Below are 26,167 nucleotides of genomic sequence, written 5' to 3'. Positions count from 1 at the left end.
TGAGGCTCGGTGGGATCAGGCGGTACCGGCCTTGTAGCCGACACCGCGGACGGTCACGACGACCTCGGGATGCTCCGGGTCCTTCTCGATCTTGGCGCGCAGGCGCTGCACGTGGACGTTGACCAGGCGGGTGTCGGCGGCGTGCCGGTAACCCCAGACCTGCTCCAGCAGCACCTCGCGGGTGAAGACCTGGCGCGGCTTGCGGGCCAGGGCGACCAGGAGGTCGAACTCCAGCGGGGTGAGGCTGATCTGCTCGCCGTCGCGGCGCACGGCGTGCCCGGCGACGTCGATGGTGATGTCCCCGATCTGCAGGACCTCGGGAGCGGGCTCCTCGGTGCGGCGCAGCCGCACGCGGACGCGGGCCACGAGCTCCTTGGGCTTGAAGGGTTTGACGATGTAGTCGTCGGCGCCGGACTCCAGCCCCAGGACGACGTCGATGGTGTCGCTCTTGGCCGTGAGCATCACGATGGGCACACCGGACTCGGCGCGGATCTGGCGGCACACGTCGATCCCGTCGGCCCCGGGCAGCATCAGGTCGAGGAGGACCAGGTCGGGCTTGGTCTCGCGGAAGGCCTCCAGGGCCTTGTCTCCGTCATGCACGAACGAGGGCTCGAACCCCTCGCCCCGCAGAACGATACCGAGCATCTCGGCGAGGGCGAGGTCGTCGTCGACAACCAGTACACGTCCCTTCATCGGTGTGTCCGGCGCCGGGAGTCAGACCCGCCCGCGGGCGGGTAGGCGGCGCCTACTCCTCTCTCTGGAAACACTCAGCGGCACAAACGTTCGGTGCGCCCTCGACGCAAAGAACTGCTTCTTCTCCCCACCTTGCCACCTTCGGGCGGTGTTGGGAGAGTGGTCGATGTTTTTCGGTCCTTGCCGACCGGTCGCGGCCACAGGCGCGTCGGCCCTGCTGAACTGGCCCGTGAACCCTCACGACTTGGCCTGTTGATAACAGAAAGCATACAAAAGGAATGAAGTGGGTGGGTTGAGCCTGTATACACCCCAACACCGCTGAGGAGCGGTGGAACCGGCGGGTAGGTTGGTTTTCCGTACGGCAGGAATCGCGCCGACCCGTTCACGCGGTGCGAACGAACCCCATGGAGGGCGGGGCAGATGACCCAGGAGGACGACCACCGGGACACGTCGGGGGGCTCCCCGGACGGGCCGGGCGGCGGTGGAACTCCCGAGTCCGCTCCCCCACCGGAGCCCGGTGGCTGGGCGGCGCCCGGCCAGGACCCCTCCGAGCCCGCCGCGGGCACGGGAGGGCAGCCGGAGTTCGCACCGCCCGGGCAGGGAGGACAGGCGCACCACGGGTGGCGACCGGGTCCGGAGCAGCAGCCCCCCGGACAGCCGGGGTACGGACAGCAGGGGTACGGCCAGACTCCCGGCCCGGGCCAGTACGACCAGGCCGGTTACGGGCAGCAGGGGTACGGCCAGGCTCCCGGCCAGTACGCGCAGTACGGGTACGGACAGCAGCAGGCGTACGCCGGGGCTCCCCCGGGGTACGGCCCGCCCCCCGGTCACGGGCAGCAGTCCCCGTACGGCCACGGCGCCCCCCACGGCGGGCCGCGCGCGCCCAAGCCCGGGGTCGTCGCGCTGCGCCCGATGACCCTCGGGGACATCCTCAACGGCGCGTTCAGCGTCATCCGCAACAACCCGAGGACCACCGTCGGGCTCTCGCTGGTCGTCATGGCGATCGCCAGCATCGTCAGCTCGGTCGGCTTCAGCGGCTACATGTCCGACTACGGGATCTTCCTCGACCAGGCCATGAACGACCCCGCCTCGGTCGACCCCGAGGACCCGCTGCCGTTCAGCGCCTGGTCGATCATCGCCCTGTACGGCGGCACACTCCTGAGCTACGCCGGGACCGTCCTGATCACCGGGCTGCTCACCGCCGTGATCGGCATGGCCGTCCTGGGCCGCAAGCTCAACCCGTCGCAGGCCTGGGCCGCGGTGAAGGGGCGGATCGGGGCCGTCGTCGGCCTGGCGCTCCTGCAGCTGCTGATCTTCTTCGGCCTCACCCTCGTCATCACGGTGGTGGGACTCGTCGGCCTGTTCCTGGGCATCTTCCTGGCCGCCTCGGGCAGCGAGGCCGTCGGCGTGGCCGTCATCATCGCCGCGGTGGTCCTGGGGTTCGGCGGCGGTATCGCGCTGGCCGCCTGGATCTACGTCCGCATCTACTTCGCCATGCCCGTCGTGGTGCTCGAACGCCTCGGCGTAGGCGGGGCCCTGGCCCGCTCCTGGCGCCTGACACAGGGCAGCTGGTGGCGGGTCTTCGGCATCGTGCTGCTGGCCACCGTCCTCATCGGTTTCGTCGGCAGCCTGCTGAGCACGCCCTTCAGCATCGTCGCGGTCATCCCCAGCTTCGCCGCCCCCGGTGAGACCTGGGCCGCCGTCGTGGCGGGCGCCGTCATCTACGTGGGCGAGGTACTGGTCTCCTCGGTCACCGCCCCCTTCACCGTGGGCGTGGCGACGCTGCTCTACGTGGACCTGCGGATGCGCCGCGAGGGCCTCGACCTGAGGCTGCACGAGGCCGCCCTGGCCGGCTACGAGGCGGGCCCGGAGATCTACCTGCCGGAGCCGCGGACGTGAGGACACACCTCGCAGCCGTCGGTGAGGTGTCCCGTGAGGAGGGGCGGCGCCGCGCCGTCGAGGAGCTGAGCGACCCCCTCTACGGTGAGCAGGAGCCGTCGCTGATCGACCGCTTCCTCGACTGGCTCGGCGACCTGATCGCGGGGTTCACGGAAGGGGCACCGGAGTTCGTCGGCGGCTGGGCGGTCCTGGGGCCGGTCCTGGCCGTGGTCGCGGCCCTGGTGGTCTGGCTGGTCTTCTGGCTGCGCCCGTCCCGCGGCCGCGCGGCGGGTCCGCCCGTGCACGAGAGCGCGCCGATGACGGCCACCGACCACCGCGCCGCCGCCGACCGGCACGAGGCCGCGGGCGAGTTCGCCGCCGCCGTCACCGAGAGGCTGAGGGCCATCAGCGTGGACCTGGAGGACAGGGCGGTCATCACCCCGCGCGCGGGGCGCACCGCCACCGAGCTGGCGTCCGAGGCCTCCGCCGTGCTGCCCGGCGAGGCCGGGGGCCTGCGCGAGGGCGCCCGGATCTTCAACGACGTGGCCTACGGCGACCGCCCGGCGACCGCCGACTCCGCGCGCGTGCTGCGCGAGCTGGACGCGCGGCTGCGGGCCGCCCGTCCCGCCGAGGAGGTGAGGGAATGACGGCCGAGGCCCCCGCCGCGCCGCCCCAGGCTCCCCCGCCCGACCGCACGCCGCCGCCCGAGGGCTCGCGCGCCCTGCGCGTGTGGCGCTCGGTGCGCGTCCCGGCCGCCGTGGTCGCCGCGCTCGTCACGGTGTCGGTGCTGCTGTCCCTGGGCGCCGAGCGGTTCCCCACGGGACACCTGGAGCCGGAGTCCGTCTCCCCCGACGGCACCCGGGCGCTGGTGAACGTGCTGGAGCAGGACCGCGACGTGCACGTGACGCGCTCCTCGGCCGCCGCCGAGGAGGCCGTGGCGGCGGCCGGCGACGACACGGTGCTGGCGGTCTTCCTGGACCACCGGCTGCTTCCCGAGGAGCTGGACTCCCTGGCCGCCCTCGACGTGGACACCGTCCTCGTCCGGCCGTCCACACGGTCCCTGGAGGCGTTCGCGCCCGGGGTCGAGATGACCGGGCGTGAGGAGTCCGAGGGGTTCCTGGAGACGGCCCCCTCCCCCGGGTGCGACCTGCCGGCCGCCGAGGCTGCGGGCGACGCCCACGTCGCCGGCGAGCTGTACACGGCGCCCTCCGGCGCCGTGGGCTGCTACCCGGCGGAGGACGGCCACGCGCTGGTCCGGGTGCGCGGGGACGGAACGACCACCACGGTGCTGGGCACCGGAAGGCCGCTGACCAACACCGCGCTCGACACCGCGGGCAACGCCGCGCTGGCGCTGAACCTCCTGGCCGCCGAGGACGTGGTGTGGCTGCGCCCGGACCCGCCCCAGCAGGAGGGCGGCGCCGGCCTGTGGGAGCTGCTTCCGTCGGGGCTGCGCTGGTCCCTGGTCCCGCTGGTGGCGACACTGGCGCTGCTGGCGCTGTGGCGGGGCCGCCGGATGGGCGCGCTGGTCTCCGAGTCACTGCCCGTGGTGGTGCGCGCCTCGGAGACCACCGAGGGCCGGGCGGGGCTGTACCAGTCGCGCAAGGCCCGGGACCGGGCCGCGGCCGCGCTGCGCTCCGGGTTCCTGGAGCGGACGGTGCCCAAGCTCGGGTTGAGCGCGGACGCCGCGCCCGAGGCGGTCGTGGCGGCCGTCGCGGAGCGGACCGGCGACGATCCCGGGCACCTGCGGTCCCTGCTCCACCCCGGGCGGCCGGACCCGTACGCGGGAGACGACGACTCCCTGGTCCGGCTCGCCGACGAGCTCGACGAACGCGCTCGGAGGCTGCGGTGACGCCCGTGCGCGCGGACCGGAGAACGACCACTGAGGTATCGAGAGAGGTAGACGGCACGTGAGCGCCTTCACACCCGAGGCACTGCCATCCGCCGACGAGGCGCGTGCGGCGTTGGTCGCCCTGCGCCGCGAGGTGGCCAAGGCGGTCGTGGGCCAGGACGAGACGGTGACCGCGATGGTCGTGGCGCTGCTGTGCCGCGGCCACGTACTGATGGAGGGCGTGCCCGGTGTCGCCAAGACGCTGCTGGTGCGCACCGTGTCGGCGGCGCTGTCCCTGGACCACAAGCGGGTGCAGTTCACCCCGGACCTGATGCCGGGTGACGTGACGGGTTCGCTCGTCTACGACCAGCACACCGCGAAGTTCGAGTTCCTCAAGGGACCGGTCTTCACCAACCTGCTCCTGGCGGACGAGATCAACCGGACCCCGCCCAAGACCCAGGCGTCGCTGCTGGAGGCCATGGAGGAGCGGCAGGTGACCGTGGAGGGGAGGCCCGCCGCGCTGCCGGAGCCGTTCATGGTGGCCGCCACCCAGAACCCGGTGGAGTACGAGGGCACCTACCCGCTGCCCGAGGCGCAGCTGGACCGCTTCCTGCTGAAGGTGACCATCCCCCTGCCCCCGCGGGAGGCCGAGGTGGAGATGCTGGGCCGCCACGCGGCCGGTTTCGACCCGGGCGACCTGCAGGCGGCCGGGGTGGGCCCCGTGGCGGGCGCCGCCGAGCTGCGGGCCGGCCGGCTCGCCGTGGAGGGGGTGCGGGTGGCGCCCGAGGTCCTGGGCTACATCGTCGACCTGTGCCGGGCCACCCGGCAGTCGCCGTCGCTGCAGCTGGGCGCCTCCCCGCGCGGTGCGACGGCGCTGCTGCGCACCAGCCGGGCGTGGGCGTGGCTGTCGGGGCGCGACTACGTCACCCCCGACGACGTGAAGGCCCTGGCCAAGGGGACGCTGCGGCACCGGATCTCGCTGCGCCCGGAGGCCGAGCTGGAGGGGGCCACCACCGACGGAATCCTGGACGGTGTGCTCGCCTCCGTCCCGGTGCCGCGCTGATGGTGGTCACCGGCCGGGCGGTCCTGCTGGCGCTGGCGGCGACGGTCGCGGTGGCGCTGTCCGGTCTGATCGGTGCCGAGGTGACCGCGGTCGCCATGGGTGTGCTGGTGGCGCTGCTGGCGGTGGACGTCGTGCTGGCGGCCAGCCCCAAGGCGATGCGCCTGTCCCGGGAGGGCGACACGTCGCTGCGCCTGGGCGACTCGGCGACGGTGTCCGTGACCGTCGCCAACCCCACGCGGCGGAACCTGCGCGGATCGGTGCGCGACGCCTGGCCGCCGAGCGCGCGCGCCGCGCCGCGCAGGCAGCCGCTGCGGGTGGCCGCCGGGGAGCGGCGCCGGGTGAGGACCACCCTGACCCCGACACGGCGCGGCGACGCCCGGGCCGCCGGGGTGACCCTGCGCAGTGTGGGACCGCTGGGGCTGGCGGGCAGGCAGCGGACGCTGCCGGCGCCGTGGACGGTGCGCACGCTGCCCCCGTTCCACAGCAGGCGCCACCTGCCGGGCAAGCTGTCGCGGCTGCGCGAGCTGGAGGGCCAGCACACGGCGATGGTGCGCGGTCAGGGCAGCGAGTTCGACTCGCTGCGCGACTACGTGCCCGGAGACGACGTGCGGTCGATCGACTGGCGGGCCACGGCCCGGGGCGAGGGCGTGGTGGTGCGCACGTGGCGGCCCGAGCGGGACCGGCGCATCCTCATCGTGCTGGACACCGGGCGCACGTCGGCCGGGCGGGTGGGCGACACCCCGCGCCTGGACCACGCCATGGACGCGGCGCTGCTGCTGGCGGCGCTGGCGGGCAAGGCGGGCGACCGGGTGGACTTCATGGCCTACGACCGGCGCACGCGCGCGCAGGTGCGCTCGTCGGGCAAGGGCAGCCAGGTGGGCCGGATCGTGGAGGCCATGGCGCCGCTGGAGGCGGAGCTGGTGGAGTCCGATCCGGCGGGGCTGGTGGGGACCGTCCTGGGCACGCAGGGGCGGACCCGGCGGCTGGTGGTGCTGCTGACCGACCTGAACGCGGCGGCCCTGGAGGAGGGGCTGCTGCCGAGGCTGCCCGCGCTGACCTCCCGGCACCTGCTGCTGGTGGCGGCGGTCAGGGACCCCGCGGTGGACCGGATGGCCGCCGAGCGCGGTGGCGCGGACGCGCTGTACCGGGCGGCGGCGGCCGAGCGGACGCTGGGCGAGCGGCGCCGGGTGACCGCGGAGCTGCGCCGGATGGGCGTGGAGGTGGTCGACGCCGACCCCGAGCACATCGCGCCGGCGCTGGCCGACGCCTACATCAACCTCAAGGCGCGGGGAAGGCTGTAGGAGACCTTACGGACCGGCGCTCGTGCGGGCAGTATGGGGAACATGGCCCCTCCCCCCGACGCCCATCGCAACGCCTCCTCCGGTGCCGTCCACGGTCAGCTGATCCAGGCGCGCGACATCCACGGCGGCGTGACCGTCCATGCGTCCCCGGCGCCGCCTCCGCCGCCCGCGGACGTGTCCCTGGACCCGCCCCGGCCGGCGACCGCCGTGCGCGGCCGCGAGGAGCTCCTGGAGGCCCTCGGCGAGGCCATGGAGACGGGCGCGCCGGTTCCGCACGTGCTGACCGGGCCGGGCGGCTTCGGCAAGACCACGGTGGCGGCGGCGCTGGCCGAGCGGGCGCGGGCCCGGGGGTGGACGGTGTTCTGGGTGCGGCCCGGAAGCGTCGAGGCGAGCATGGTCGAGGCCGCCGTGGAGGTGGGCGGCTCCCGGCGGGAGGCCGAGCAGGTCAAAGGGGCCCGGCATCAGGCGGCGCGGTGGGTGTGGCGGCACCTGGACGCCGCTCCCCGGCCGTGGCTGCTGGTGATCGACAACGCCGACCGGCCCGAGGAGCTGGATCCGGAGAACCGGCCGGGAGACCACCTGGGGTGGATGCGGGCGAGCCCGGGCGGGTTCGTGCTGGTGACCAGCCGGGTGGACGACCCCGCGCAGTGGGCGCCCGCGCGGGTGCACCGGGTCGGTGAGCTGGAGGTGTCGGCGGCGGCCGCGGCCCTGGCCGACCACGCGGGGCTCACGGAGCTTCCGGGTGCTGCGGAGCTGGCCGGACGTCTGGGCGGGGTGCCGCTCGCCCTGCACCTGGCCGGGCGCATCCTGGCCACGCACCGGGTGCTGTTCCCCGACGCGCACGCGCTGCTGGCGCGGCTCGACGGGGGCATCGGCACGCTGGACGAGCTGGCCGCGCCCCTCGTCAGCGGCACCGACGCCGAGCGCGGGCTGCTGGCGGGGGTGTGGGAGCTGTCCCTGCGGCTGGTGGCGGAGAGGGAGCCCACGGCCGCTCCGCTGCTGAGGCTGCTGTCCGTGCTGGGTCCGGACGCCGCGTCCGTCCCCCTGCGCCGCCTGCCCCTCCCGGAGCTGGACGGCGGCGTTCTCGGACCCCTGGACGAAGCCGGTCTGGCCAGAGCCGTGAACGCGCTGGCGGTCCACGGACTGGTCTCCGTCGTTTCGCTCCGGGACGAGACCGCGCTGCGCCTGCATCCGCTGGTCTCGGAGACCGTCCGCGCCGGGTTCGGGGAGGCGGACCTCCCCCTGCTCGACGAGGCCCGGAAACTGCTCGACCGGCAGCGCGACCAGGATCTGGGCTTCGAGGTACGCGCCCGTTCCACGATCGCCGAGCTGTACACCCGGCTGTGCTCCGAGGACGACCCAGTCCTGATCGACAGCATGGTGTCCGGTGTCCGGTCTCTGACCGTACTCGGCTTTCCCGAGCTCGCGCTCGACGTCATCCGACCGGCGTTGGCGAGAGCGGTAGAGCTCCTGGGAGAGAAGCATCCGGCCACTCTCCGAGCCAGACACGAACTGGGAGACACTCTTCGTGCGCAGGAGCGGATCGAGGAGGCTGAGGAGGTCTACCGGTCGGTGTACCGCGACCGGGCAGCCGTGCTCGGGCCCGCGCACCCCGACACCCTGAGCACCCGGCACCAGCTCGCCCTGATGACCGGGATGCTCGGCGACCTGGACACAGCCGCGGCGGAGTTCCATGCCCTCTGGGAGGCCCATGGGGAGGAGAACGAGCACCCGACTGCGTTGCAGGCGTTGGAGAACCTGGCCTACGTCCGCATGCTCAAAGGCGACCTGGACACCGCCGAGGACGGTTTTCAGCGGGTGCGTCGGGCCCGGACGCGCACTCTGGGCGAACGGCACCCGGACACGGTCATGTCCGACTACTACCTGGCTCGGGTCACCTCCGCTCGCGGAGACCACGCGGCGGCCGCCATGATGTTCGGCCGCGTGGCCGAGGTACGTACGTCACTGCTAGGAGAGGACCACCCCCACACCCTGCTGGCACTGAAGCAGAGGGAGGGGTCCCTCCGTCAGCTCGACGAGGAATGACATCGCCAAGGGTCGTCCCGTCAGGCCGTGAGCAGACGCAGCAGCTCCGCCCACTCGCCCACACCGACATCGAGCACCACGTCCTCCCGGTTCTGGGTGTCCCGCACCAGCACCACGGGACGGTCGGCGAACTCCCCCTCGACGCATGCGCCACTCTCGAAGCTTCCGTAGCGGCTCCTGAACCGGCTGGAGCTGGTGAAGGCGACCTCCAGACAACCGCCCTCGAAGCTGCTATGACTGCTCTTGAACCAGCGGGGCACGTCGGTGTCCATAGCCCCGACGATGCCACGGAGGGCCCGGTGGGGACAGGCCTCAGGCCACCGGCACGGCCTGCGGGGCGTTCTCGATGTCGCCCGTCTCGCCCTCCTGGTGGGCCCTGCGACCCACCGTGAACACGTAGGCCAGGAACAGCACCTCCGCCAGGCCGCCGATGCCCAGGGCGACCGGGACCGGGATGTGGCCCGCCGCCGCGTTGCCTGTCACCAGGCCCTCGATGAGGCCGGACACGAACAGCACCACGACCAGTCCGAGGGCCACCGCGATGGCGGCGCGCGCCTCCTCGCCCAGGGCGCGCATGCGGGTGCGGTCGCCCGGCGCGATGATCGTCCAGCCGAGTTTGAGCCCCACCCCGCCCGCGACGAAGACGGCGGTCAGCTCCAGCATGCCGTGCGGCAGGATCAATCCGAAGAACACGTCGCCCTGGCCGTGGGCGATCATGATCCCGGCTCCGACACCCACGTTGAGGGCGTTGACGAACAGCACCGCCAGGGTCGGCAAACCGAGGGCCACCCCGTAGATGATCGCCTGCGCCGCCACCCACGCGTTGTTGGTCCACACCTGGGCGGCGAACGAGCCCCGGGGGTTCTCCATGTAGTAGTTCGCGAACTCGTAGTCGACGTACTGCGCGATGAACTCCGGCGTACCCAGGGCGTGCAGCACGTCGGGGTTGCCCGCGACCCAGGCGGCGGTGGCTCCCGAGACCATCACCGTGCCCGCCGTGGTGCCGATCCACCACCACCGCAGCCGGTACAGCACCGCGGGGAACACCCGGGTGAAGAACCCGCCGACGTCGCGCCACGCGGACGCGTGCGCTCCGGTCACCGCCGACCGGGCCCGCGCGACCAGCGCGGACAGCCTGCCCACCAGCGCGGGGTCCTGCCCGGAGGAGCGCACCACCGACAGGTGGGTGGACACGCGCTGGTAGAGCTCGACGAGTTCGTCGATCTCCTCACCGTCCAGCGAGCGGCGCCTGCGCACCAGTCTGTCGAGCCGTTCCCACTCCCGGGCGTGCGCCGCGGCGAACACGTCGATATCCACGCATCGGACCCTACCGGTTCGGGTGACCCCCGGCCCGGGCCCGGGCCGTCCGCCCTCCCGACCGGTCCGCGTGGGGACCGGCCTCAGCGAACACCCGTTCCGCGCTGCGGGTAATGTCGGGTGGACGGTTTCAGACGGCCCTGAGGGAGCGAGTGCTGGTGTCCTATCCCGGCAACGGCGACGCCCGCGGCGACGTGTACGGCGTCACTCCGCTGGTCACGGGTGACGCGGTGGTCCTCGACCTGCGTCCGGCCGGTTTCGCCACCAGGGCCGCGGCCCTGGCCATCGACGCCATCCTCCAGGTCATAGCCCTGATCGCGCTGGGTGTCCTCGCCTCGTGGATCGGCCGCAACCTGGACCCCGCGATCACCGCCGCCGTCTCCCTGGCGGGCGCCATCCTGGTCCTGGTCGGCTACCCGACGGTCTTCGAGACCGTCTCGCGCGGCCGCTCCCTGGGCAAGATGGCACTGGGCCTGCGCGTGGTGGGCACCGACGGCTCCCCCGAGCGGTTCCGGCAGGCGCTGGGGCGCGCGCTGGCGTCGTTCGTGGAGATCTGGATGACGACCGGCGTGATCGCGCTGATCACCTCGATGATCAACCGGGACGGGCGCCGTGTGGGCGATTTCGTGGCCGGGACGATGGTCGTGGAGGAGCGCGCCGGCGGACCCCGCGAGGAGGGCGTCCCGATGCCTCCGCACCTGGCGGGCTGGGCGGCGGGCGTGGAGCTGTCGCGCCTGTCCCCGGAGACCGTCGCGACGGCCCGGCAGTACGTGCTCCGGTACGGGGAGCTGGCCGAGCACACCCGCCACGAGATGGGCGTCCGGCTCGCCGACGCGGTGGCCTCACAGATCAGTCCGCCCCCGCCGCCCGGCACCACCCCGCCCTACTTCCTGGCCGCGGTGCTCGCCGAGCGGCGCCGCCGCCACGAGGCCGCCGCCGCGCGGCAGGCCGACCGGTCCCAGGGCGGTCACCCGCGGGGCGGCCGCCACCAGTCCGGATACGGCGCCCAGCCCGGTCAGTGGGGCCCGGGGAACCAGCACCCCTGACACGCGCCCCGGCTCAGAGGCGCCAGGAGTTCAGGTAGACCTCCTGCTCGGGGGTGAGGGCGTCGATGCGCACGTCCAGCGCGGCCAGTTCGAGGCGCGCCACCTCGGTGTCGGTCTCGGCGGGCACCTCCACCACGCCCGGCGCCAGGTCGGCGGCGTTGCGGGCCAGCCACACGGTGGTCAGGGCCTGCACCGCGAACGACATGTCCATGACGGCGGCCGGGTGCCCCTCGGCCGCACCCAGGTTGACCAGGCGCCCCTCGGACAGCAGCAGCACGCGGCGCCCGTCGGCGAAAACATACTCGTCGGCGTGCTCGCGCACGCCCCGGTCGACCTCCACGGCCTGCTCCTCCAGGGCGGACAGGTCGATCTCCAGGTCGAAGTGGCCCGAGTTGGCGAGGATCGCGCCGTCCTTCATCCGCCTCAAGTGCTCGGCGCGGATGACGTCGCGGTTGCCGGTGACGGTGACGAACACGTCCCCGGCGGAGGCGGCCTCCTCCATCGTGGTGACGGTGTAGCCCTGCATGACCGCGTCCAGGGCCTTGACCGGGTCGACCTCGGTGACGACCACGCGGGCGCCCATGCCGCGGGCGCGCTCGGCCAGGCCGCGACCGCAGTAGCCGAACCCCGCGACCACGACGGTGCGCCCCGCGAGCATGCTGTTGGTGGCCCGCAGGATGCCGTCGATGGTGGACTGGCCGGTGCCGTACCGGTTGTCGAACATGCGCTTGGTGGCGGTGTCGTTGACCGCGACCATCGGCAGCCGCAGCTCGCCCTCCGCGCTCATCCGGCGCAGCCTGATCACCCCGGTGGTGGTCTGTTCGCAGCCGCCCAGCACCCCGTCGAGCAGGTCTGGGCGGACCAGGTGGGCCGTGTTGACCAGGTCGCACCCGTCGTCGATCAGCAGGTGCGGCCGCGACTCCAGGACCGTGACCAGGTTCCGGTCGTAGGAAGCCGCGTCCATCCCGGCCCAGGCATGGACCGAGATCCCGTACTCGGTGACCAGTGCGGCGGCGGTGTCGTCCTGGGTGGACAGCGGGTTGGACGCCGCCAGCCAGACCTCGGCGCCGCCCGCACGCAGGGCGCGCAGCAGGTTGGCGGTCTCCGCGGTCACGTGCTGGCACGCGGCCACGCGCAGCCCCTCCAGGGGGCGTTCGGCGGCGAAGCGCTCGCGTACGCTGCGCAGCACCGGCATGGAGCGTTCGGCCCAGTCCACGCGGCGGACCCCGGCCCGCGCGAGGCCGAGGTCGGCCACCTCGTGTGAGGGGAGTGTCATCTACCACCCGGATTCGTCTTGCGGGCCCTCGGGCCCGCGGGGGATGGCGGCGCGGGACGGCCGGGGAGCCGTCCCGCGCCGGTGCTTCCCGGGGACCGCCGGATCAGTAGCGGTAGTGGTCGGGCTTGTACGGGCCCGCCACGTCCACACCGATGTAGGCGGCCTGCTCCTTGGTGAGCGTGGTCAGCTTGACGCCGAGCGCGTCCAGGTGCAGCCGGGCGACCTTCTCGTCCAGGACCTTGGGCAGCGTGTACACGTCGGTCGGGTACTCGTCGGGCTTGGTGAACAGCTCGATCTGCGCGATGACCTGGTTGGTGAAGCTGTTGGACATCACGAAGCTGGGGTGGCCGGTGGCGTTGCCCAGGTTGAGCAGACGGCCCTCGGAGAGCACCAGGACGGACTTGCCGTCGGAGAAGGTCCACTCGTGGACCTGCGGCTTGATCTCCTTCTTGGTGATGCCGGGGATCTTCGCCAGGCCCGCCATGTCGATCTCGTTGTCGAAGTGGCCGACGTTGCCGATGATCGCCTGGTGCTTCATGCGGGCGATCTGGTCGGCCATGATCACGTTGAAGTTGCCGGTGGTGGTGATGAAGATGTCACCGGTGTCCAGCACGTCGTCCAGGACGCTGACCTGGAATCCGTCCATGGCCGCCTGGAGGGCGTTGATCGGGTCGATCTCGGTGACGATGACGCGGGCGCCCTGGCCGCGCAGCGCCTCGGCCGCGCCCTTGCCCACGTCGCCGTAGCCGCAGACCACGGCGACCTTACCGCCGATGAGCACGTCGGTGGCGCGCATGATGCCGTCGGGCAGCGAGTGGCGGATGCCGTACTTGTTGTCGAACTTGCTCTTGGTGACCGAGTCGTTGACGTTGATCGCCGGGAAGGCCAGGATGCCCTCGCGGCGCATCTCGTACAGGCGGAGGACACCGGTGGTGGTCTCCTCGGTGACGCCCCGGATGCCCTTGGCGATCTCGGTCCACTTGGTGGCGTCGCGCTCCAGGCTGGCGCGCAGCAGGCGCAGGACGACCGCCATCTCCTCGCTGTCGGCGCTCTCGGGGTCGGGGACCGCGCCCGCCCTCTCGTACTCGGCGCCCTTGTGGACGAGCATGGTGGCGTCGCCGCCGTCGTCCAGGATCATGTTGGGGCCCTCGGCGCCCGGCCAGGTCAGCGCCTGCTCGGTGCACCACCAGTACTCCTCGAGGGTCTCGCCCTTCCAGGCGAAGACCGGCACGCCCTTGGGGTCCTCGGGGGTGCCGTCGGGGCCGACGACGACCGCGGCGGCGGCGTGGTCCTGGGTGGAGAAGATGTTGCAGCTGACCCAGCGCACCTCGGCGCCCAGGGCGACCAGGGTCTCGATGAGGACCGCGGTCTGGATGGTCATGTGCAGCGAGCCCATGATGCGGGCGCCCCGGAGCGGCTTGCTGTCCCCGAACTCGGCGCGGGTGGCCATGAGGCCGGGCATCTCGTGCTCGGCGAGCCGGATCTCGTCGCGGCCGAAGGCGGCCAGGGAAAGATCGGCGACCTTGAAGTCGAAAGCCATGCGTTCCTCACTCGTGATGGTCGTGGCCTCCCCGATTCTAGGGCCGCCGCCCCGTCTTCGGAGAGAAACTGACATTGCTATGTCAGATTTGCTTTCATCGGTGGTGGAGTTCGGTTAGGGTCGCCTCCATGGCCGCCCTCGACGACGCCCCGCCCCCGCCCGACCGGCCCTCCCGGCCGACCGGGCCCGTGCCGATCTCCGCGGCCGCGGAACGGGTGGGCACCACCGCGCGGATGCTGCGCTACCGGGAGGGCCTCGGCCTCCTGCCCCGTACCCAGGAGCAGCCCACCGGACGCGGCCACCGGCACCGCAGGTTCACCGAGGAGGACCTGCGCACGATCGCGGTGGGCCTGGAGCTGGAGCGCGAGTTCGACATCCCGCCCGCGGCGCTGGCCTTCGCACTGCGCGTCCTGGCCGAGCCCGAGGTGCTGGCCCGGGTGCGCGCGCACGGGGAGCGGCTGGGCAGGCTCGCGGCGGCGCCCACGCGCGCGCTGGACTTCGAGCAGGAGAAGGCGATGCGGCTGCTGCACGGCCGCCGGCGCTGACCCCCGTCGAAGACCGCCCGCCCCCGGCCTTTTGGACACCGCCCGTTCCCGGGACTCCGTCCTCCGGGCCCGGCCTCCCCACCCCTGGAGCACATCCGGTTTACCTCCGGACGCGGCCGGTAGCGGCCACGGGCCGGGGCCGCACGGCATGTTTTGGCCGACTGCCCACTGGCTACGGAGACAGCGTGGATACCCTACGCTGCGGTGCGGACCTGGACCGGCTCCCGGGCCTGGTACGCGAAGACCTCATGGACGTCGACCGGCTGCGGGCGATCTGGGCCCAGCACCGCCAGAGCCAGCCCCGGGACGCGCGCGCGGCCGCGCGGCGGGAGCTGGTGCGCCGCCGCGTCCGTGAGCTGGGCGGCGGCTCCGCCCTGGAGGAGCTGGTGGTGTCCGTCTCGGTGGACGGGACCTCCGGGCAGCCGGTCACCGCCGCGTTCGTCGCGGAGCTGGCCGAGCGTGCCCGCGCCCTGCCCGAGGACGACCCCTCGCGCTCTCCGGCGGGCCCCCTGGACTCCGCCCGGGCGCTGCGGGTGGCCGAGGCCGCCTCGGTTCCCGCCCACCCGGTGGTGCGCGCCGCCCACACCTACGCCGAGTGCGTCGCGGCGCTGGCCGAACCGGACCCGGACGGGGGGCGGGACTGGCACCTGTGGGTGCTGCCGTGGGTGCTGGCCTCACTGGTGCTGCGGCGGGCGGACTTCCCGCCGCTGCTTCCCGACCCGCTCTCCCCGCCGCCGCGGACCGCCGCGGACCCCGACGAGCGCCTCGCCGGGGTGGTGCGCCACTTCGCGCGGCTGGTGACCGGAACGCTGCTCGACGAGCTGAGCTGGACCCCCGAGCCCGTTCCCGAGCCGCGGTCGCCGGTGTCCCCGCTCGCCGCGGTGACCCGCCGCCGCGTACTGGACTACGTGCGCTCGCGCAGGGAGTCGGTCGCCCTGATCCTGCGGGCGCTGGACCCCGGGGCGCGCACCTCGGTGTACTCGGGCGGTTCGGACGAGGCCGAGCCCGGGGGTACGGAGGACACCGTGGCCCGGTCACTGCTCACCCCGGGCGCCGCTCACTGGTGGACGGCGCTGGAACTGGTGGTGGACGAGGTGTCGCTGTGCCTGTTCGTGGTGGTGCAGGAGGTGGGCCGGCCCCGGACGGGGGTCCTGGCGGTCACCGCCGACGCGCGCATGGCCACCCCGGACGGGGTACGCGACGCGCTGGGCATGTCCGGTGCCGACAGCGTGACCGTGATGCCCACGGACTGCGTGGACGACCGCTGGCCGCAGGTGCGCGACCTCGTGGACGAGGCCGTCTCCCGCGCCATGAACGAGCTCACCCGGGGGTGAGGCCGGGTCAGCTGCTGAGGGCGATGAGGAGCAGTACCAGCAGCAGGATCACGATGGTGATGAGGACCGCGGGGATCACCCAGCTCTGCTGGAGCACCGAGTCCTGCTGGGCCGGGCGCGGCACGGGCTGCTGTACTCCGGGCCGGGCGTAGGTCTGGTTCGGGTTCATGCCCGTGGCCATCGGGTTCGCGGCGGGGGGCAGCCCGTGCGGCGGGGGCGGGTAGGCGGGCGCGCCCGGACGCGGGTTGGACGTACCGGGGTGGCCGGGTACGCCCGGCCTCGGGTTGGAGGTGCCCGGGTGCGCGAACCCGTGGCGGGGGTCGGAGCTTCCCGGGTGGCCCGGCATGCCCGGCCTCGGGTTGGAGGTGCCCGGCGGGTAGGCGGCGGCGCCCGCCTGCGGCCCGGTGGGCGGCTGCTGGGGGCGGTAGGGCAGCTGGCCGCCGGTGATCAGGCCGGTCTGGGCGATCTTCTCGCCCTGCCTGACGGCGTCGTCGGTGGAGGGCGCGGAGTCGTCCGGCCCCTCGTGGCCCAGCAGGCGCATGAGCAGCGTCTGGGCGTTGGGCCGGTTGTCGGGGTTCTTGTCCAGGCAGGACTCCACGATCGGCCGCAGTGCCTCGTCCATGCCGCTCAGGTCCGGCGGCGCGCTGACCACGCGGTGCACGACCGCGGGGACGGTGTCGGAGCCGAACGGGGCGCGGCCGGTGGAGGCGAAGGCGATGACGCAGCCCCAGGCGAAGATGTCGCACTTGTCGGTGATGCCGCGGCCCTCGATCTGCTCGGGCGCCATGTAGGAGGGCGTGCCGACGATCGAGTTGGTCATGGTGGCGGTGCCGTCGTCGACCCGGGCGATGCCGAAGTCGATGACGCGGGGCCCGTCCGGGCCGAGCAGCACGTTGCCGGGTTTGAAGTCGCGGTGGACGATGCCCGCCTTGTGGATGGCGACCAGGGCGGTGGCGGTGGAGACCGCGAGCCGCTGCAGGGTGGACCCCTTCTGCGTGCTGCCCTTGGCGATGGTCTCCTGCAGGTCCTTGCCCGGGACGAACTCGCTGACCACGTAGGGCGGGTCGCTGTCGAGCTGGGCGTCGATGATCGCGGCGGTGCAGAAGGAGGCGACCTTCTGGGCGGCACGGACCTCTTTCTCGAACCGCTTGCGCAGGTCGCTGTCCTGCGACCACTGGTCGTTGAGGACCTTGACCGCGTACTGCTCCCCGTCCGCGTCCTCGGCGAGGTAGACGATGCCCTGCCCGCCCTTGCCCAGGCGTCCGGTCACGCTGTACTCGCCGAACGCGGAGGGGTCGCTCGGCTGTAGCGATTCGGGACCTGGCATCGGTGTCCTCCAGGGAGGTCGTCGTGGGCGGGGAGCGCAGGAACAGGGTACGGGTTGCGGGGAACGCGGGGATGCGTCCCGCCATGGCCCGAAGGGGGCCTTCTACCCTGCCGCACCCGTTATGACTGCCGGAACGCCCACGGCGTTCCCTTTTCGTCTCAACCGATTTTCCGCGCCTCGTCGACCAGCAGGACCGGGATGCCGTCCCTGATGGGATAGGCCAGGCCGCTCTCGTCGCAGACCAGCTCGTCGGTCTGGGGGTCGTGGCGCAGCGGGGCCTGGCTCTGCGGGCAGGCCAGGATCTCCAGCAGCCAGCCGTCGATCTTCGTGCTCATGTTCTCGTTCCTCGTGGTGGTGGGCGGGGAAGGGCCTCCGTGCGGCTCCCTCCCCCACCATGATGCCCGCTCAGGCGCGGACGATGGCCAGCACCTCGTCACGCAGGGCGGCCATGGAGTCCTCGCCGGGGGCCTCGACGTTGAGCCGCAGCAGCGGTTCGGTGTTGGAGGCGCGCACGTTGAACCACGACCCGTCGGGCAGGGAGACGGTCAGCCCGTCGAGCTCGTCGACGGTGACGCCGTCCCTGCCGGCGAAGGCCTCGCGCACCGCGGCCATCCGCCCGGGGGCGTCGTCGACCCTGGAGTTGACCTCGCCGGATCCGCTGTAGCGCGAGTAGGCCTCGGCGATCCGCGAGAGCGGGCGGTCGTCGTTGCCCAGCGCCCGCAGGACGTGCATCGCCGCGAGCATACCGGTGTCGGCCCGCCAGAAGTCGCGGAAGTAGTAGTGGGCGGAGTGCTCACCGCCGAAGATCGCGCCGGTCTCGGCCATGGTGGCCTTGATGAAGGAGTGGCCGACGCGCGTGCGCACGGGCTTGCCGCCCTTCTCCCGCACGATCTCGGCCACGGCCTTGGAGGTGATGAGGTTGTGGATGACCGTGGCGCCCGGCTCGCGGTCCAGCTCCTGGGAGGCGACCAGCGCGGTGATGGCCGAGGGCGGGACCGCGTCGCCGTTCTCGTCCACGACGAAGCAGCGGTCGGCGTCGCCGTCGAAGGCCAGGCCGATGTCGGCGCCGCTCTCGCGGACCCTCGCCTGGAGGTCGACGAGGTTGTCGGGGTCCAGGGGGTTGGCCGGGTGGTTGGGGAAGGTGCCGTCCAGCTCGAAGTAGAGGGGGACGACCTCCAGCGGCAGGCCCTTCTCCAGGACGGCGGGGACGGTGTGGCCGCCCATGCCGTTGCCCGCGTCCACGACCACCTTGAGCGGCCGGATGCCGGACAGGTCGACCAGTTCGCGCAGGTAGGCGGCGTACCCGGGGAGGAGGTCCTGTTCGGTGACGGTCCCCGCGGGGCCGTCGTGGGCGGGCACTCCCCCGCTGCTCAGGCTCTCCTCGGCCAGGAGGCGGACCTCGTCCAGGCCGGTGTCGCCGCTGATGGGCGCCGCCCCGGCCCGGCACATCTTGATGCCGTTGTACTCGGCCGGGTTGTGGCTGGCGGTGAACATGGCGCCGGGCAGGTCCAGGTGGCCCGACCCGTAGTAGAGCAGGTCGGTGGAGCCGAGTCCGGTGAACACCACGTCGAGGCCCTGGCTGGTGACGCCCTCGCTGAAGGCGGTGGCCAGTTCGGGAGATGAGGGACGCATGTCGTGGGCGACCACGACGGCATCGCCGCCGACCACCCGGGCGAAGGCCGCCCCGATCGCCCGTGCGATGTCCGCGTTGAGGGTGTCGGGGATCACTCCGCGCACGTCGTATGCCTTGAAGATGCTTGCGAGGTCAGCCACGTCTTCTCCGGCCAGTTCGGTTCTGCTCCACGTTCGGTCCCGCGCGGCCGGGCCGCGCACGCTACAAAACTAGCAAGCCGTTCCCGCGGTCCCCCGTCGGCACCACCGCCGGCCCCCTCGGAACCGGGAGCCCTCCCCCCGGACCTCAGCCGGGGCGGCGGGGCGTCTGCTGCTCGCCGCGGCCGGGGTCGGACTTGACCACGCGCAGGTGTCCGCGGCGCAGCGTCTCGGTGCCCTCGCCGACCTCGTCGCCGGAGGGGCTCTTGCGGGCAGGCGGGCGGGCCGCCTCACGTACGGCGTCCGCGAGGGCCTCCAGGTCGTCGCTGCCGGGGCCACCGCCCGCCGTCTCCACCGGGAGCCGGACGACCTCCCAGCCGCGCGGGGCCGTCAGCCGGTCGGCGTGCACGGCGCAGAGGTCGTAGCAGTGCGGTTCCACGTAGGCGGCGAGAGGGCCGAGGACGGCCGTCGAGTCTGCGTAGACGTACGTGAGCGTGAAGACGGCAGGCTGCCTGCAGGCGGTACGGGAGCAGCGTCGAACAGGGCTCACAGCGTTCGACTGTATGCCTTTACTGAGGGACACGCCAGCATCGTTCCATGAGCTGGTCCGTTTCCGCCCCTCCAGCGCCCGGGTGCGCCCCTTCGATGCCCGTGCGCACCGCTTCGCCGCCTCCGCGACGCCTGTGCCGCCTCGGCCCACCCGGTCCCGGAAGGCGCCCTGTGGGCCCCCGAAACCGCTTTCGGTTCCGATAGGACTACGCGCGGGGCGTGTGATGGCTTAGTCTCGAAGTGTGCGACGAGTGCGCCTTTCCAGTGGCCAACCAGACCGAGTGCGGCGCCGGGACCGCCGCGGCCGAGGCATCCGCGGTCCTCTCGTGCCGTCCGACCTGCCGGTTTTCCGCAGCCGAGCGCAGGCGTTCGACGACCTTGTCCTGGACGCCGTCGAACGCCTGGAGCGCTTGTGGGCGCGCGAACTGGCCAATGTCGACTTCCTCGTGGAGGACGTCCCCCCGGTCCCGCACCGCGGACCGCTGACCGAGGCGATCCCCTTCTCCCGCCTGGAGACCGATCCCTCGGGCCGGGCCCGCATCGTGGTGTACCGGCGCCCGGTGGAGATCCGGACGAAGGACCCCGAGGAGATGGCCCTCCTCGTCCACGAGACGGTCGTCGAGGAGGTCGCCAACCTGCTCGGTGTGGAACCCGAGTCGGTCGACCCCGAGGGCTGACCGGCCCCTCCTGCTCCGCCCGGCCCCGGACGGAGCAGGCTTCCCGTGTGCCCCGATGAAGCGGTGCCCGCGGCCGACGGCGCGGCCCCGCTTCATCGGGCCCCGCGTGCCCGGTGCGGCTCCCTACGGGACGATCCCCACCATGCTGTCGCGCACCGCCGGGAGCGCGGTCCGCACCGGGGCGGGCCGTACCGGCAGCACGCTGAGCCCGTCGCCGTCGCGCAGCACACGGGCGGCGTGGACGGGCGCGGAGCCCTCCAGGAGTTCCAGGCGGACCGTGTAGCCGTCCTCCGGGTCGGTGCCCGCGGGCGCCGTCCAGCCGTCGTCCCCGGCACCGAACACCGCGGTGCCGCCCGCCGCGACCTCCAGGCGCACGGCGTCCCCCTGCGTTCCGTCCGCGCCGATCGGTGTGGCCATCAGCATGGCGTCGCCTCCGACCGCGCCCAGGACGAGCTCGGTCCCGGCCCCCGCGGGGACGTCGGGCAGGACCGCGGTGGTGTCCAGCGGGAAGCCGAGCGGCGGCACGGCGGACGTGTAGGCGGTCTCGACCACCTCGACGTCCTCGCCCTCGCCGGCGACCGCCTCCGCGGCGACGCCGGCGACCACGGGTGCGTCCGACTCCAGCACGACCGTGCCCGGTTCGCCGCCCAGGACGCTCTCCAGGGTGAGCCAGGCGGAGGCGGCCGGGGGCACGTTGAGCACCACCGGGTCCCCGGCGCTCCCCGGGTCCCCGTCCCCCTCCGGGGCCTCCTCCCCCTCCTCCGGGGCGGAGGCGACGGCGTGGACGCGCACCTCGACGGGTTCGTCGCCGGGCACGGCCACGAGCAGGCGGCGCCGTCCACCGCCTCCGGGGACTCCCGGGACCACGTGCTCCCGGGCGGGCGCGGCCGTGGGCGGAACCCAGTCGGCGGGGCCGGAGGCGTGCTCGGCGAGCAGGGAGGCGGCGACCCTCCCGGTACTGGTGCGCACGTGGACGCCGATGGCGCTGGTGCTCTGGATCAGCTCTGTCAGGTCCAGCTCGGTCGACTGGCCGGCGGGCAGGGAGATGCCCCGGCTCTCGGCCGAGTAGGAGGGACCGCCCTCGGTGTAGACGTCCACGCTGACCGTGGCCCGGGAGCCCTCGGGGTTGGCCAGGTGCGCGGTGAGCGACGCGATCCGCATTCCCTCGGTGTCGTCGCCTCCGGGCAGGGCGAACCAGGTCCCGATGGAGGGCGCGGCGCAGCGCACCTCGGTGACCGAGCCGTCGGACAGGGTGGTCTGGGCGGCGTCGAGCCCGGAGGCCAGGGCGCCCTCGGCGCGGACGGCCGTGGGAGCGGCGGCCCCGCCGGTGTCGGCGCTCCACACGTGGCCGGGCTCGGTCATCTCCTCGCCGACGGACCGGCCCTGCCCGGCTCCGGCCGCCTCGCCCGTCCCGGCCTCCCCGTCCGCGTCCTCGGGGCCCGCGTCCTCGTCCCCGCCCTCGTTCTCCGGGGCTGCGGGAACCTGCTCGGCCCTCAGTCCGCCCTCGTCGTCGCGGCTCACCCTCGGGGCGAACGCGGTCACGGAGCTCTCCCCCTCCTCGTGCGGCGCGGGGCACACCCGTACCGCGTGGTCGGGGCGTACGGTGCCCGGCTCGGTGACGCCCAGCTCGGCGGTCACCGGGCTGACCGCGAACGCGATACCGAACAGCGCGGCCAGGGCCAGCGCGACCAGTCCGAACAGCGCGAACCGGTTCTCCACGATCAGCCGCACGCCCTACTCCCCCCGCTCGGTCCCGGACGCCCCGGCGCCCCCGTCGTTCCTGCCGCCCCTCCTGGGCCCGCCGCCCGCGCGCCGCCGCCCCGGCGCGCGCCTGGTGCCGCGGGCACCCCTGCGGCGGCCACCGTCCCGGGCGGCGCCGGCGGCCACGGCCGGCCGCTCGGACGTCACGGGACCGCCGGCTCCCTCAGGCACCGCGTCCGCGTCGCGGCCCGCGCTCCTCGCCTCCGCACCCCTGCGGGCGGCCCGCGCGCCCCGGCGCGAGGCCACGCGCAGCCCCGCGGGGCGCCGCGGCCGGGGCGCGGGCGTGGAGTCGATCAGCCGCGCCTCCTCCTCGGTGCGCACGCCGGGCGCGGCGAGGACGGCCACCACCAGGAACAGGACCCCCTGCGTGAGGAGCCAGGCCGCGTGCACGTAGTCGGTGTGCCAGACGCGCAGCTCGCCGCCCCGTGCCGGCAGCGTCCACGCCTGGGTGCCGTTCTCGGTGTCCACCGGGGCCAGTTCGGCGCCGTCGAGGGTGGCCCGCCAGCCGCTGTCGGCGCTCTCGGCCAGCGCGAGCCGCCTGCCGGTGCCGCCGTCGGCGATCCGCGCGGTCATGTCCTTCCCCGAGCCCTCCACCGCGAGGACCTCGGCCTCGACGCCGTCCTCGGCGACCGCGCGCAGTGTGCCGGTGGGCGTGTTCAGCCGCCAGAGCGCGTAGTGCCGGGACAGCGACTGCCGTGTGAGGCCGGGTGTGCCGTCCAGGGTGTCGACCATGGTGACGCCGCCGGACTCGCTGACCAGCGGGTCCGGGTAGAGCACGTACCGGATGCCGAGGTCGGCCAGGGTGTGCGTCTGGTCGCCGCCCTGGCCCGCGGTGAGCTCGGCCACGGCCCGGTCCAGGGCCCTGCGGACCTCCGGTTCGGGAACGAGGCGCTCCTCCCCCAGGCGCGGTTCGCGTCCGCGCGCCACCGTGTAGTCCACACCGCCCCGTCCGTCGGAGGTGAGGACGAGGGTGCGCGGCTCGGTCCCGTCCCCGCCGGAGCTGGAGAGCGCGCCGGGGAAGACGGGGGTGGCGCGGCTGGTGATCGGGCCCCGGACGCCCTCGACCACCCACAGGGCGGAGGCGCAGAGCGGAGTGGCCAGGGCGAGTACGGCCACGGCCAGCGCGAAGACGCGCCGCAGCCCTCCGAGGCGGAACATGTCGCCGAAGGAGCGCGCGGCGGTCGCCGCCGACAGCAGCACCGCCGTGGCGGCGAAGGACAGGGCCACACTCGGCCAGACCGGGGCGGGGGGCCCGCCGAAGTGGGGTTCGATGACGAGTCGGCTGGTCAGGACGGCGATCAGGATGCCGAACAGGGCCAGCGACCATCCCGCGGCGACCATCATGCGGTTGCGGAGCAGCAGCAGGGAGCACAGGGCCGCGACGGCGAATCCGGAGGTGACCCAGAACGGAGGGGTGCCGGGGCCGCCCGGGGAGAGCATGAGCAGCTCCTGCGGGGTGGCACCCGGCTCCGACAGCTCGGGCCGGTGCAGTCCGGCCTCCAGCAGCCACAGGGTGGGGTGCACGAGCAGTTCGAGGGACCACGGCAGCAGCACCACGACGGGGACGGCCAGGCCCAGCGCGATGCTGACGTAGATCCGGCGGCCCAGGTGTCCGAAGGCCACCGCCACCAGCAGCCCCGTGACCAGGGACAGCAGCCACACCATCGGGACGAACGCGGTGGCCGCCGCCAGGGTCAGGCCCAGCCCCCAGGCCGCCCGGCGGGAGGGCCGGGGCGGCATCGACACCAGCCGTACCAGGAGCAGTCCCAGCACCGGCAGCAGGACGTGGACCAGCGCGGTGCCCAGGCGGCCCTGGGCGACGGCTCCGGTGGCCACCGGCAGCAGCGCGTAGGTCGCGGCCATCCACAGGCGTGCGGGGCCGAATCCCAGAACCTGGCGGGCGAGCAGGTAGGAGGTCAGCCCTGCCAGGGGCACGCAGCCCAGCAGGACGAGGGTGACGGCCAGCCAGGGCTTGCCCAGGGTGAGTGTGGACAGCAGGGCGAGCAGGCCGACGTAGGGCGGGACCGCTCCGGCGGAGCCGAGGCCGCTGTCGGGGCTTGCGGACAGGTACAGGCCCCACATGTCGCGGGCGGTGCCCGCCACCGGGGGCAGGGCACCGCCCGCGAGGAGGTCCCCGAAGAGCAGGGAGCGCTCGGCGGCGACCGTGACCGCGGTCAGGCCGATGACCAGCAGCACCCCGGGCCTGAGCACCACGCGGCGCACGAAGCCCGTGCTGTCGGTGAGCGCCTCGTCGTCGTCCTCTCCGGAGGGCGGGACGGTGACGGCCTGGTGGCGGCCGGGGGTGTTGAGGACGGGTTCGCCGGACAGGACGCCGGTGACCGCGTCGTGGAACTGGCGCAGGGCCACGCCGCGTGCGAGGAAGGGCCGGATGGCGCTGTAGGTGCGGCGGCGGTCGCGGCGGCGCCGGAAGCGGGCGCGCACCAGCCGGAAGGGGCGCAGGTACACCAGGGTGATCGCCGCGGCCTCGTCCAGGGCGTTGGCGGGCTGCTTGATGAGCAGGTACATCACCACGCGCAGCAGCGAGGCGACGGAGTTGCGGACCAGGGCGGCCGCCATCCCGCCCAGGGGCAGGTTGGCCAGCAGCACGAAGACGGCGTGGCGGCGGTCGATCCGGCGCGGGTGGTTGCGGGTCGCGGTGATGGGGCGGCGGCGCCGGGCGGAGGCCTCGGCGTGGTAGGCGACCGCGTCGGTGACGAGCAGGGCGCGCAGTCCGGCGCCGCCCACCCGCCAGCAGAAGTCGATGTCGTCGCGGAACAGGGGCAGGGCCCGGTCGAAGCCGCCGAGCCGGTCCCACACGTCGCGGCGGATGAGCATGCCCGCGCTGGACACCGCGAGGACCTGGCGGGTGCCGTCGTGCTGGCCGTGGTCGAACTCACGCTGTTCGAGACCGGTCTCGCGGCGGCCCGCGCCGTCGATGGTCACGCCGGCCTCCACCAGGAGACGGCGGTCGAACCAGTCGCGCAGCTTGGGGCCCAGGACCGCGGCGCGCGGGTCCTGGTCGGCCGCGGCGAGCAGGTGGGCGAGGGCGTCCCCCTCCGGTGTGAGGTCGTCGTGGATGAGCCAGATCCACTCGGTGGCGTCCTCGTCGGAGCCGCGCACGGCCCTGGTGGAGCGGGGCAGGTCCAGGGCGGCGCGGACGGCGTCGCCGTACCCGGTGCGCGCGGGCAGGCCGACGACGGCGTCGGAGGGCAGGAACCCGGCCAGGACGTCGGTGCTGCCGTCGGTGCTGCCGGTGTCGGCGGCGACGACGCGCTGCACGGGCCGGGACTGGGCCCGGAGCGCCTCCATCGTCTCGGGCAGCCAGCGCGCGCCCTCGTGGGACACGATGACCGCGGTGACGACGTGGCGGGCGAAATCCTGGTCAAGCACGGCTGTGGTGGGTTCTCTCCGGGAGAAGGGGCGGGGTCCCGTTCGGGTCCGGGGTCCGACCGGGAGGGGTCGGCGGGCGCGTGTGCGCGTCGGACGTGGCCCGTGGGCACAGGCGTCAGGGCATCACGATACGCCACGCGTCACCATTAGGGGCCTATTCGTCACACGCCGCCCCGACCGTCCCATATCAGCGCATTAGCCGGGCGTGACCACGGCCGACGCGAACGCCGCGGGCGGCGAGGGGCCGCGAGGGGCCGCCCACACGAAAGGCGCGCGGCCGGGCCCGTGGCCCGGCCGCGCGCCTTGTACGCGGTCCTAGAGCATGTCCGCCAGGAAATCGAAATCTCCCCCGGCGGCTTTCTTCAGCCTCCGGCGCTCGCGTTCGGAGAGTCCCCCCCAGATACCGAAGCGCTCATCGTGCTCCAGTGCGTATTCCAGGCACTCCGCACGTACCTCGCACGACTGGCAGACCTTCTTCGCTTCCCTCGTGGAGCCGCCCTTCTCGGGGAAGAACGCCTCCGGGTCGGTCTGCGCGCACAGGGCACGTTCCTGCCAGCCCAGATCTTCGTCTGAGCCGTGCGCCAGCGGGATGACCTCGCTCATGCGCACCTCCTGTTGCCCCCCATAGATGTCCCCGGCCCTTTTCGTCCCCCGGGCCGGGTGGAATCCCACCTTGAAATTACACGCGGGTCGCTTGCCGTGAGTCAAGCGCCTTGTGTGGTAGTCCCCTGAATATCACGCGACAAACCGGCGACGACAGCCCCGGAGTGTCCGTTATGTGGATCACCACGCAATTCACACCCTTTCAAGGCGGCGGGGAGCGAAG

Annotated in this window: 22 protein-coding genes; 10 read left to right on the top strand and 12 right to left on the bottom strand. The window is 73.5% G+C overall.

The annotated features are described in order from the left end of the window. Nucleotides 1–15: 15 nt before the first annotated feature. Nucleotides 16–693: an MtrAB system response regulator MtrA gene (mtrA, locus tag A6A08_RS20100; RefSeq protein WP_017570965.1), complete on the bottom strand. Its 678-nt coding sequence runs from the start codon at nucleotides 691–693 to the stop codon at nucleotides 16–18. Between the two features lie 420 nt (nucleotides 694–1,113). On the opposite strand from mtrA, the gene A6A08_RS20095 reads away from it, so the two are divergent. The 6 genes from A6A08_RS20095 to A6A08_RS20070 are packed head-to-tail and all read left to right on the top strand — an operon-like array spanning nucleotide 1,114 to nucleotide 8,809. Beyond that, on the top strand, nucleotides 1,114–2,592 hold the full coding sequence (locus A6A08_RS20095; RefSeq protein WP_073704174.1) for a glycerophosphoryl diester phosphodiesterase membrane domain-containing protein: 1,479 nt from the start codon (nucleotides 1,114–1,116) through the stop codon (nucleotides 2,590–2,592). Beyond that, nucleotides 2,589–3,218, top strand: a complete 630-nt coding sequence (locus A6A08_RS20090; RefSeq protein WP_073704173.1) for a DUF4129 domain-containing protein — start codon at nucleotides 2,589–2,591, stop codon at nucleotides 3,216–3,218. The genes A6A08_RS20095 and A6A08_RS20090 overlap by 4 nt, the downstream gene beginning before the upstream one ends. Further along, nucleotides 3,215–4,420 carry a DUF4350 domain-containing protein gene (locus A6A08_RS20085; protein ID WP_073704172.1) on the top strand — a complete coding sequence of 402 codons (1,206 nt, stop codon included), beginning with the start codon at nucleotides 3,215–3,217 and terminating at the stop codon, nucleotides 4,418–4,420. The genes A6A08_RS20090 and A6A08_RS20085 overlap by 4 nt, the downstream gene beginning before the upstream one ends. A gap of 58 nt (nucleotides 4,421–4,478) precedes the next feature. Beyond that, nucleotides 4,479–5,462: a MoxR family ATPase gene (locus tag A6A08_RS20080; RefSeq protein ID WP_073704171.1), complete on the top strand. Its 984-nt coding sequence runs from the start codon at nucleotides 4,479–4,481 to the stop codon at nucleotides 5,460–5,462. Beyond that, entirely contained in the window at nucleotides 5,462–6,763 is a 1,302-nt protein-coding gene (locus tag A6A08_RS20075; RefSeq protein ID WP_073704170.1) for a DUF58 domain-containing protein, read from the top strand. Before A6A08_RS20080 ends, A6A08_RS20075 begins: the two co-directional genes overlap by 1 nt. Before the next feature lie 33 nt (nucleotides 6,764–6,796). Next, nucleotides 6,797–8,809 carry a tetratricopeptide repeat protein gene (locus A6A08_RS20070; protein ID WP_073704169.1) on the top strand — a complete coding sequence of 671 codons (2,013 nt, stop codon included), beginning with the start codon at nucleotides 6,797–6,799 and terminating at the stop codon, nucleotides 8,807–8,809. A gap of 20 nt (nucleotides 8,810–8,829) precedes the next feature. Here A6A08_RS20070 and A6A08_RS20065 read toward each other — a convergent pair whose 3' ends face one another. Both A6A08_RS20065 and A6A08_RS20060 read right to left on the bottom strand, forming a co-directional pair. Continuing rightward, nucleotides 8,830–9,081 carry a DUF397 domain-containing protein gene (locus A6A08_RS20065; protein ID WP_073704168.1) on the bottom strand — a complete coding sequence of 84 codons (252 nt, stop codon included), beginning with the start codon at nucleotides 9,079–9,081 and terminating at the stop codon, nucleotides 8,830–8,832. A 40-nt stretch (nucleotides 9,082–9,121) separates the two neighbouring features. Continuing rightward, nucleotides 9,122–10,126: a stage II sporulation protein M gene (locus A6A08_RS20060; RefSeq protein ID WP_073704167.1), complete on the bottom strand. Its 1,005-nt coding sequence runs from the start codon at nucleotides 10,124–10,126 to the stop codon at nucleotides 9,122–9,124. Between the two features lie 152 nt (nucleotides 10,127–10,278). On the opposite strand from A6A08_RS20060, the gene A6A08_RS20055 reads away from it, so the two are divergent. Continuing rightward, entirely contained in the window at nucleotides 10,279–11,172 is an 894-nt protein-coding gene (locus A6A08_RS20055; protein ID WP_073704166.1) for an RDD family protein, read from the top strand. Nucleotides 11,173–11,185: 13 nt separating this feature from the next. Here A6A08_RS20055 and ahcY (A6A08_RS20050) read toward each other — a convergent pair whose 3' ends face one another. Continuing rightward, entirely contained in the window at nucleotides 11,186–12,448 is a 1,263-nt protein-coding gene (gene ahcY, locus A6A08_RS20050) for an adenosylhomocysteinase (RefSeq protein ID WP_073704165.1), read from the bottom strand. Between the two features lie 103 nt (nucleotides 12,449–12,551). Continuing rightward, on the bottom strand, nucleotides 12,552–13,988 hold the full coding sequence (gene ahcY / locus A6A08_RS20045; protein ID WP_242422743.1) for an adenosylhomocysteinase: 1,437 nt from the start codon (nucleotides 13,986–13,988) through the stop codon (nucleotides 12,552–12,554). A gap of 128 nt (nucleotides 13,989–14,116) precedes the next feature. On the opposite strand from ahcY (A6A08_RS20045), the gene A6A08_RS20040 reads away from it, so the two are divergent. Both A6A08_RS20040 and A6A08_RS20035 read left to right on the top strand, forming a co-directional pair. After that, entirely contained in the window at nucleotides 14,117–14,533 is a 417-nt protein-coding gene (locus A6A08_RS20040; RefSeq protein ID WP_073704163.1) for a MerR family transcriptional regulator, read from the top strand. A gap of 185 nt (nucleotides 14,534–14,718) precedes the next feature. After that, a complete protein-coding gene (locus A6A08_RS20035) occupies nucleotides 14,719–15,867 on the top strand; it encodes a hypothetical protein (protein WP_073704162.1) in 1,149 nt (382 codons plus the stop codon). 7 nt (nucleotides 15,868–15,874) lie between these two features. Here the strand turns inward: A6A08_RS20035 and A6A08_RS20030 are convergent, their stop codons facing one another. The 4 genes from A6A08_RS20030 to A6A08_RS20015 form a co-directional block, all read right to left on the bottom strand. Next, on the bottom strand, nucleotides 15,875–17,194 hold the full coding sequence (locus tag A6A08_RS20030; protein WP_073704161.1) for a serine/threonine-protein kinase: 1,320 nt from the start codon (nucleotides 17,192–17,194) through the stop codon (nucleotides 15,875–15,877). A 158-nt stretch (nucleotides 17,195–17,352) separates the two neighbouring features. Next, nucleotides 17,353–17,529: a Trm112 family protein gene (locus tag A6A08_RS20025; RefSeq protein ID WP_073704160.1), complete on the bottom strand. Its 177-nt coding sequence runs from the start codon at nucleotides 17,527–17,529 to the stop codon at nucleotides 17,353–17,355. A gap of 70 nt (nucleotides 17,530–17,599) precedes the next feature. Next, nucleotides 17,600–18,967: a phosphomannomutase/phosphoglucomutase gene (locus A6A08_RS20020; protein WP_073704159.1), complete on the bottom strand. Its 1,368-nt coding sequence runs from the start codon at nucleotides 18,965–18,967 to the stop codon at nucleotides 17,600–17,602. 145 nt (nucleotides 18,968–19,112) lie between these two features. Next, nucleotides 19,113–19,514: a DUF3499 domain-containing protein gene (locus A6A08_RS20015; protein WP_073704158.1), complete on the bottom strand. Its 402-nt coding sequence runs from the start codon at nucleotides 19,512–19,514 to the stop codon at nucleotides 19,113–19,115. A 280-nt stretch (nucleotides 19,515–19,794) separates the two neighbouring features. Between A6A08_RS20015 and A6A08_RS20010 the strand changes: the two genes are divergently transcribed. Next, entirely contained in the window at nucleotides 19,795–20,190 is a 396-nt protein-coding gene (locus A6A08_RS20010; protein WP_073704157.1) for a metallopeptidase family protein, read from the top strand. A 123-nt stretch (nucleotides 20,191–20,313) separates the two neighbouring features. Here A6A08_RS20010 and A6A08_RS20005 read toward each other — a convergent pair whose 3' ends face one another. The 3 genes from A6A08_RS20005 to A6A08_RS19995 all read right to left on the bottom strand — a co-directional run bounded on the left by A6A08_RS20005 (nucleotide 20,314) and on the right by A6A08_RS19995 (nucleotide 25,944). After that, nucleotides 20,314–21,921 carry a DUF5719 family protein gene (locus A6A08_RS20005; protein ID WP_073704156.1) on the bottom strand — a complete coding sequence of 536 codons (1,608 nt, stop codon included), beginning with the start codon at nucleotides 21,919–21,921 and terminating at the stop codon, nucleotides 20,314–20,316. 3 nt (nucleotides 21,922–21,924) lie between these two features. Then, complete coding sequence (locus tag A6A08_RS20000) at nucleotides 21,925–25,341, bottom strand: glycosyltransferase family 2 protein (RefSeq protein ID WP_073704155.1); 3,417 nt, start codon at nucleotides 25,339–25,341, stop codon at nucleotides 21,925–21,927. A 315-nt stretch (nucleotides 25,342–25,656) separates the two neighbouring features. After that, nucleotides 25,657–25,944: a WhiB family transcriptional regulator gene (locus tag A6A08_RS19995; RefSeq protein ID WP_014908913.1), complete on the bottom strand. Its 288-nt coding sequence runs from the start codon at nucleotides 25,942–25,944 to the stop codon at nucleotides 25,657–25,659. Nucleotides 25,945–26,167 lie beyond the last annotated feature (223 nt).

The sequence above is a fragment of the Nocardiopsis sp. TSRI0078 genome, assembly GCF_001905145.1.
GTDB lineage: Bacteria > Actinomycetota > Actinomycetes > Streptosporangiales > Streptosporangiaceae > Nocardiopsis.
The sequence above is the reverse complement of the archived record's forward strand: the minus strand, read 5'-3'. Positions and strand labels throughout refer to the sequence as shown.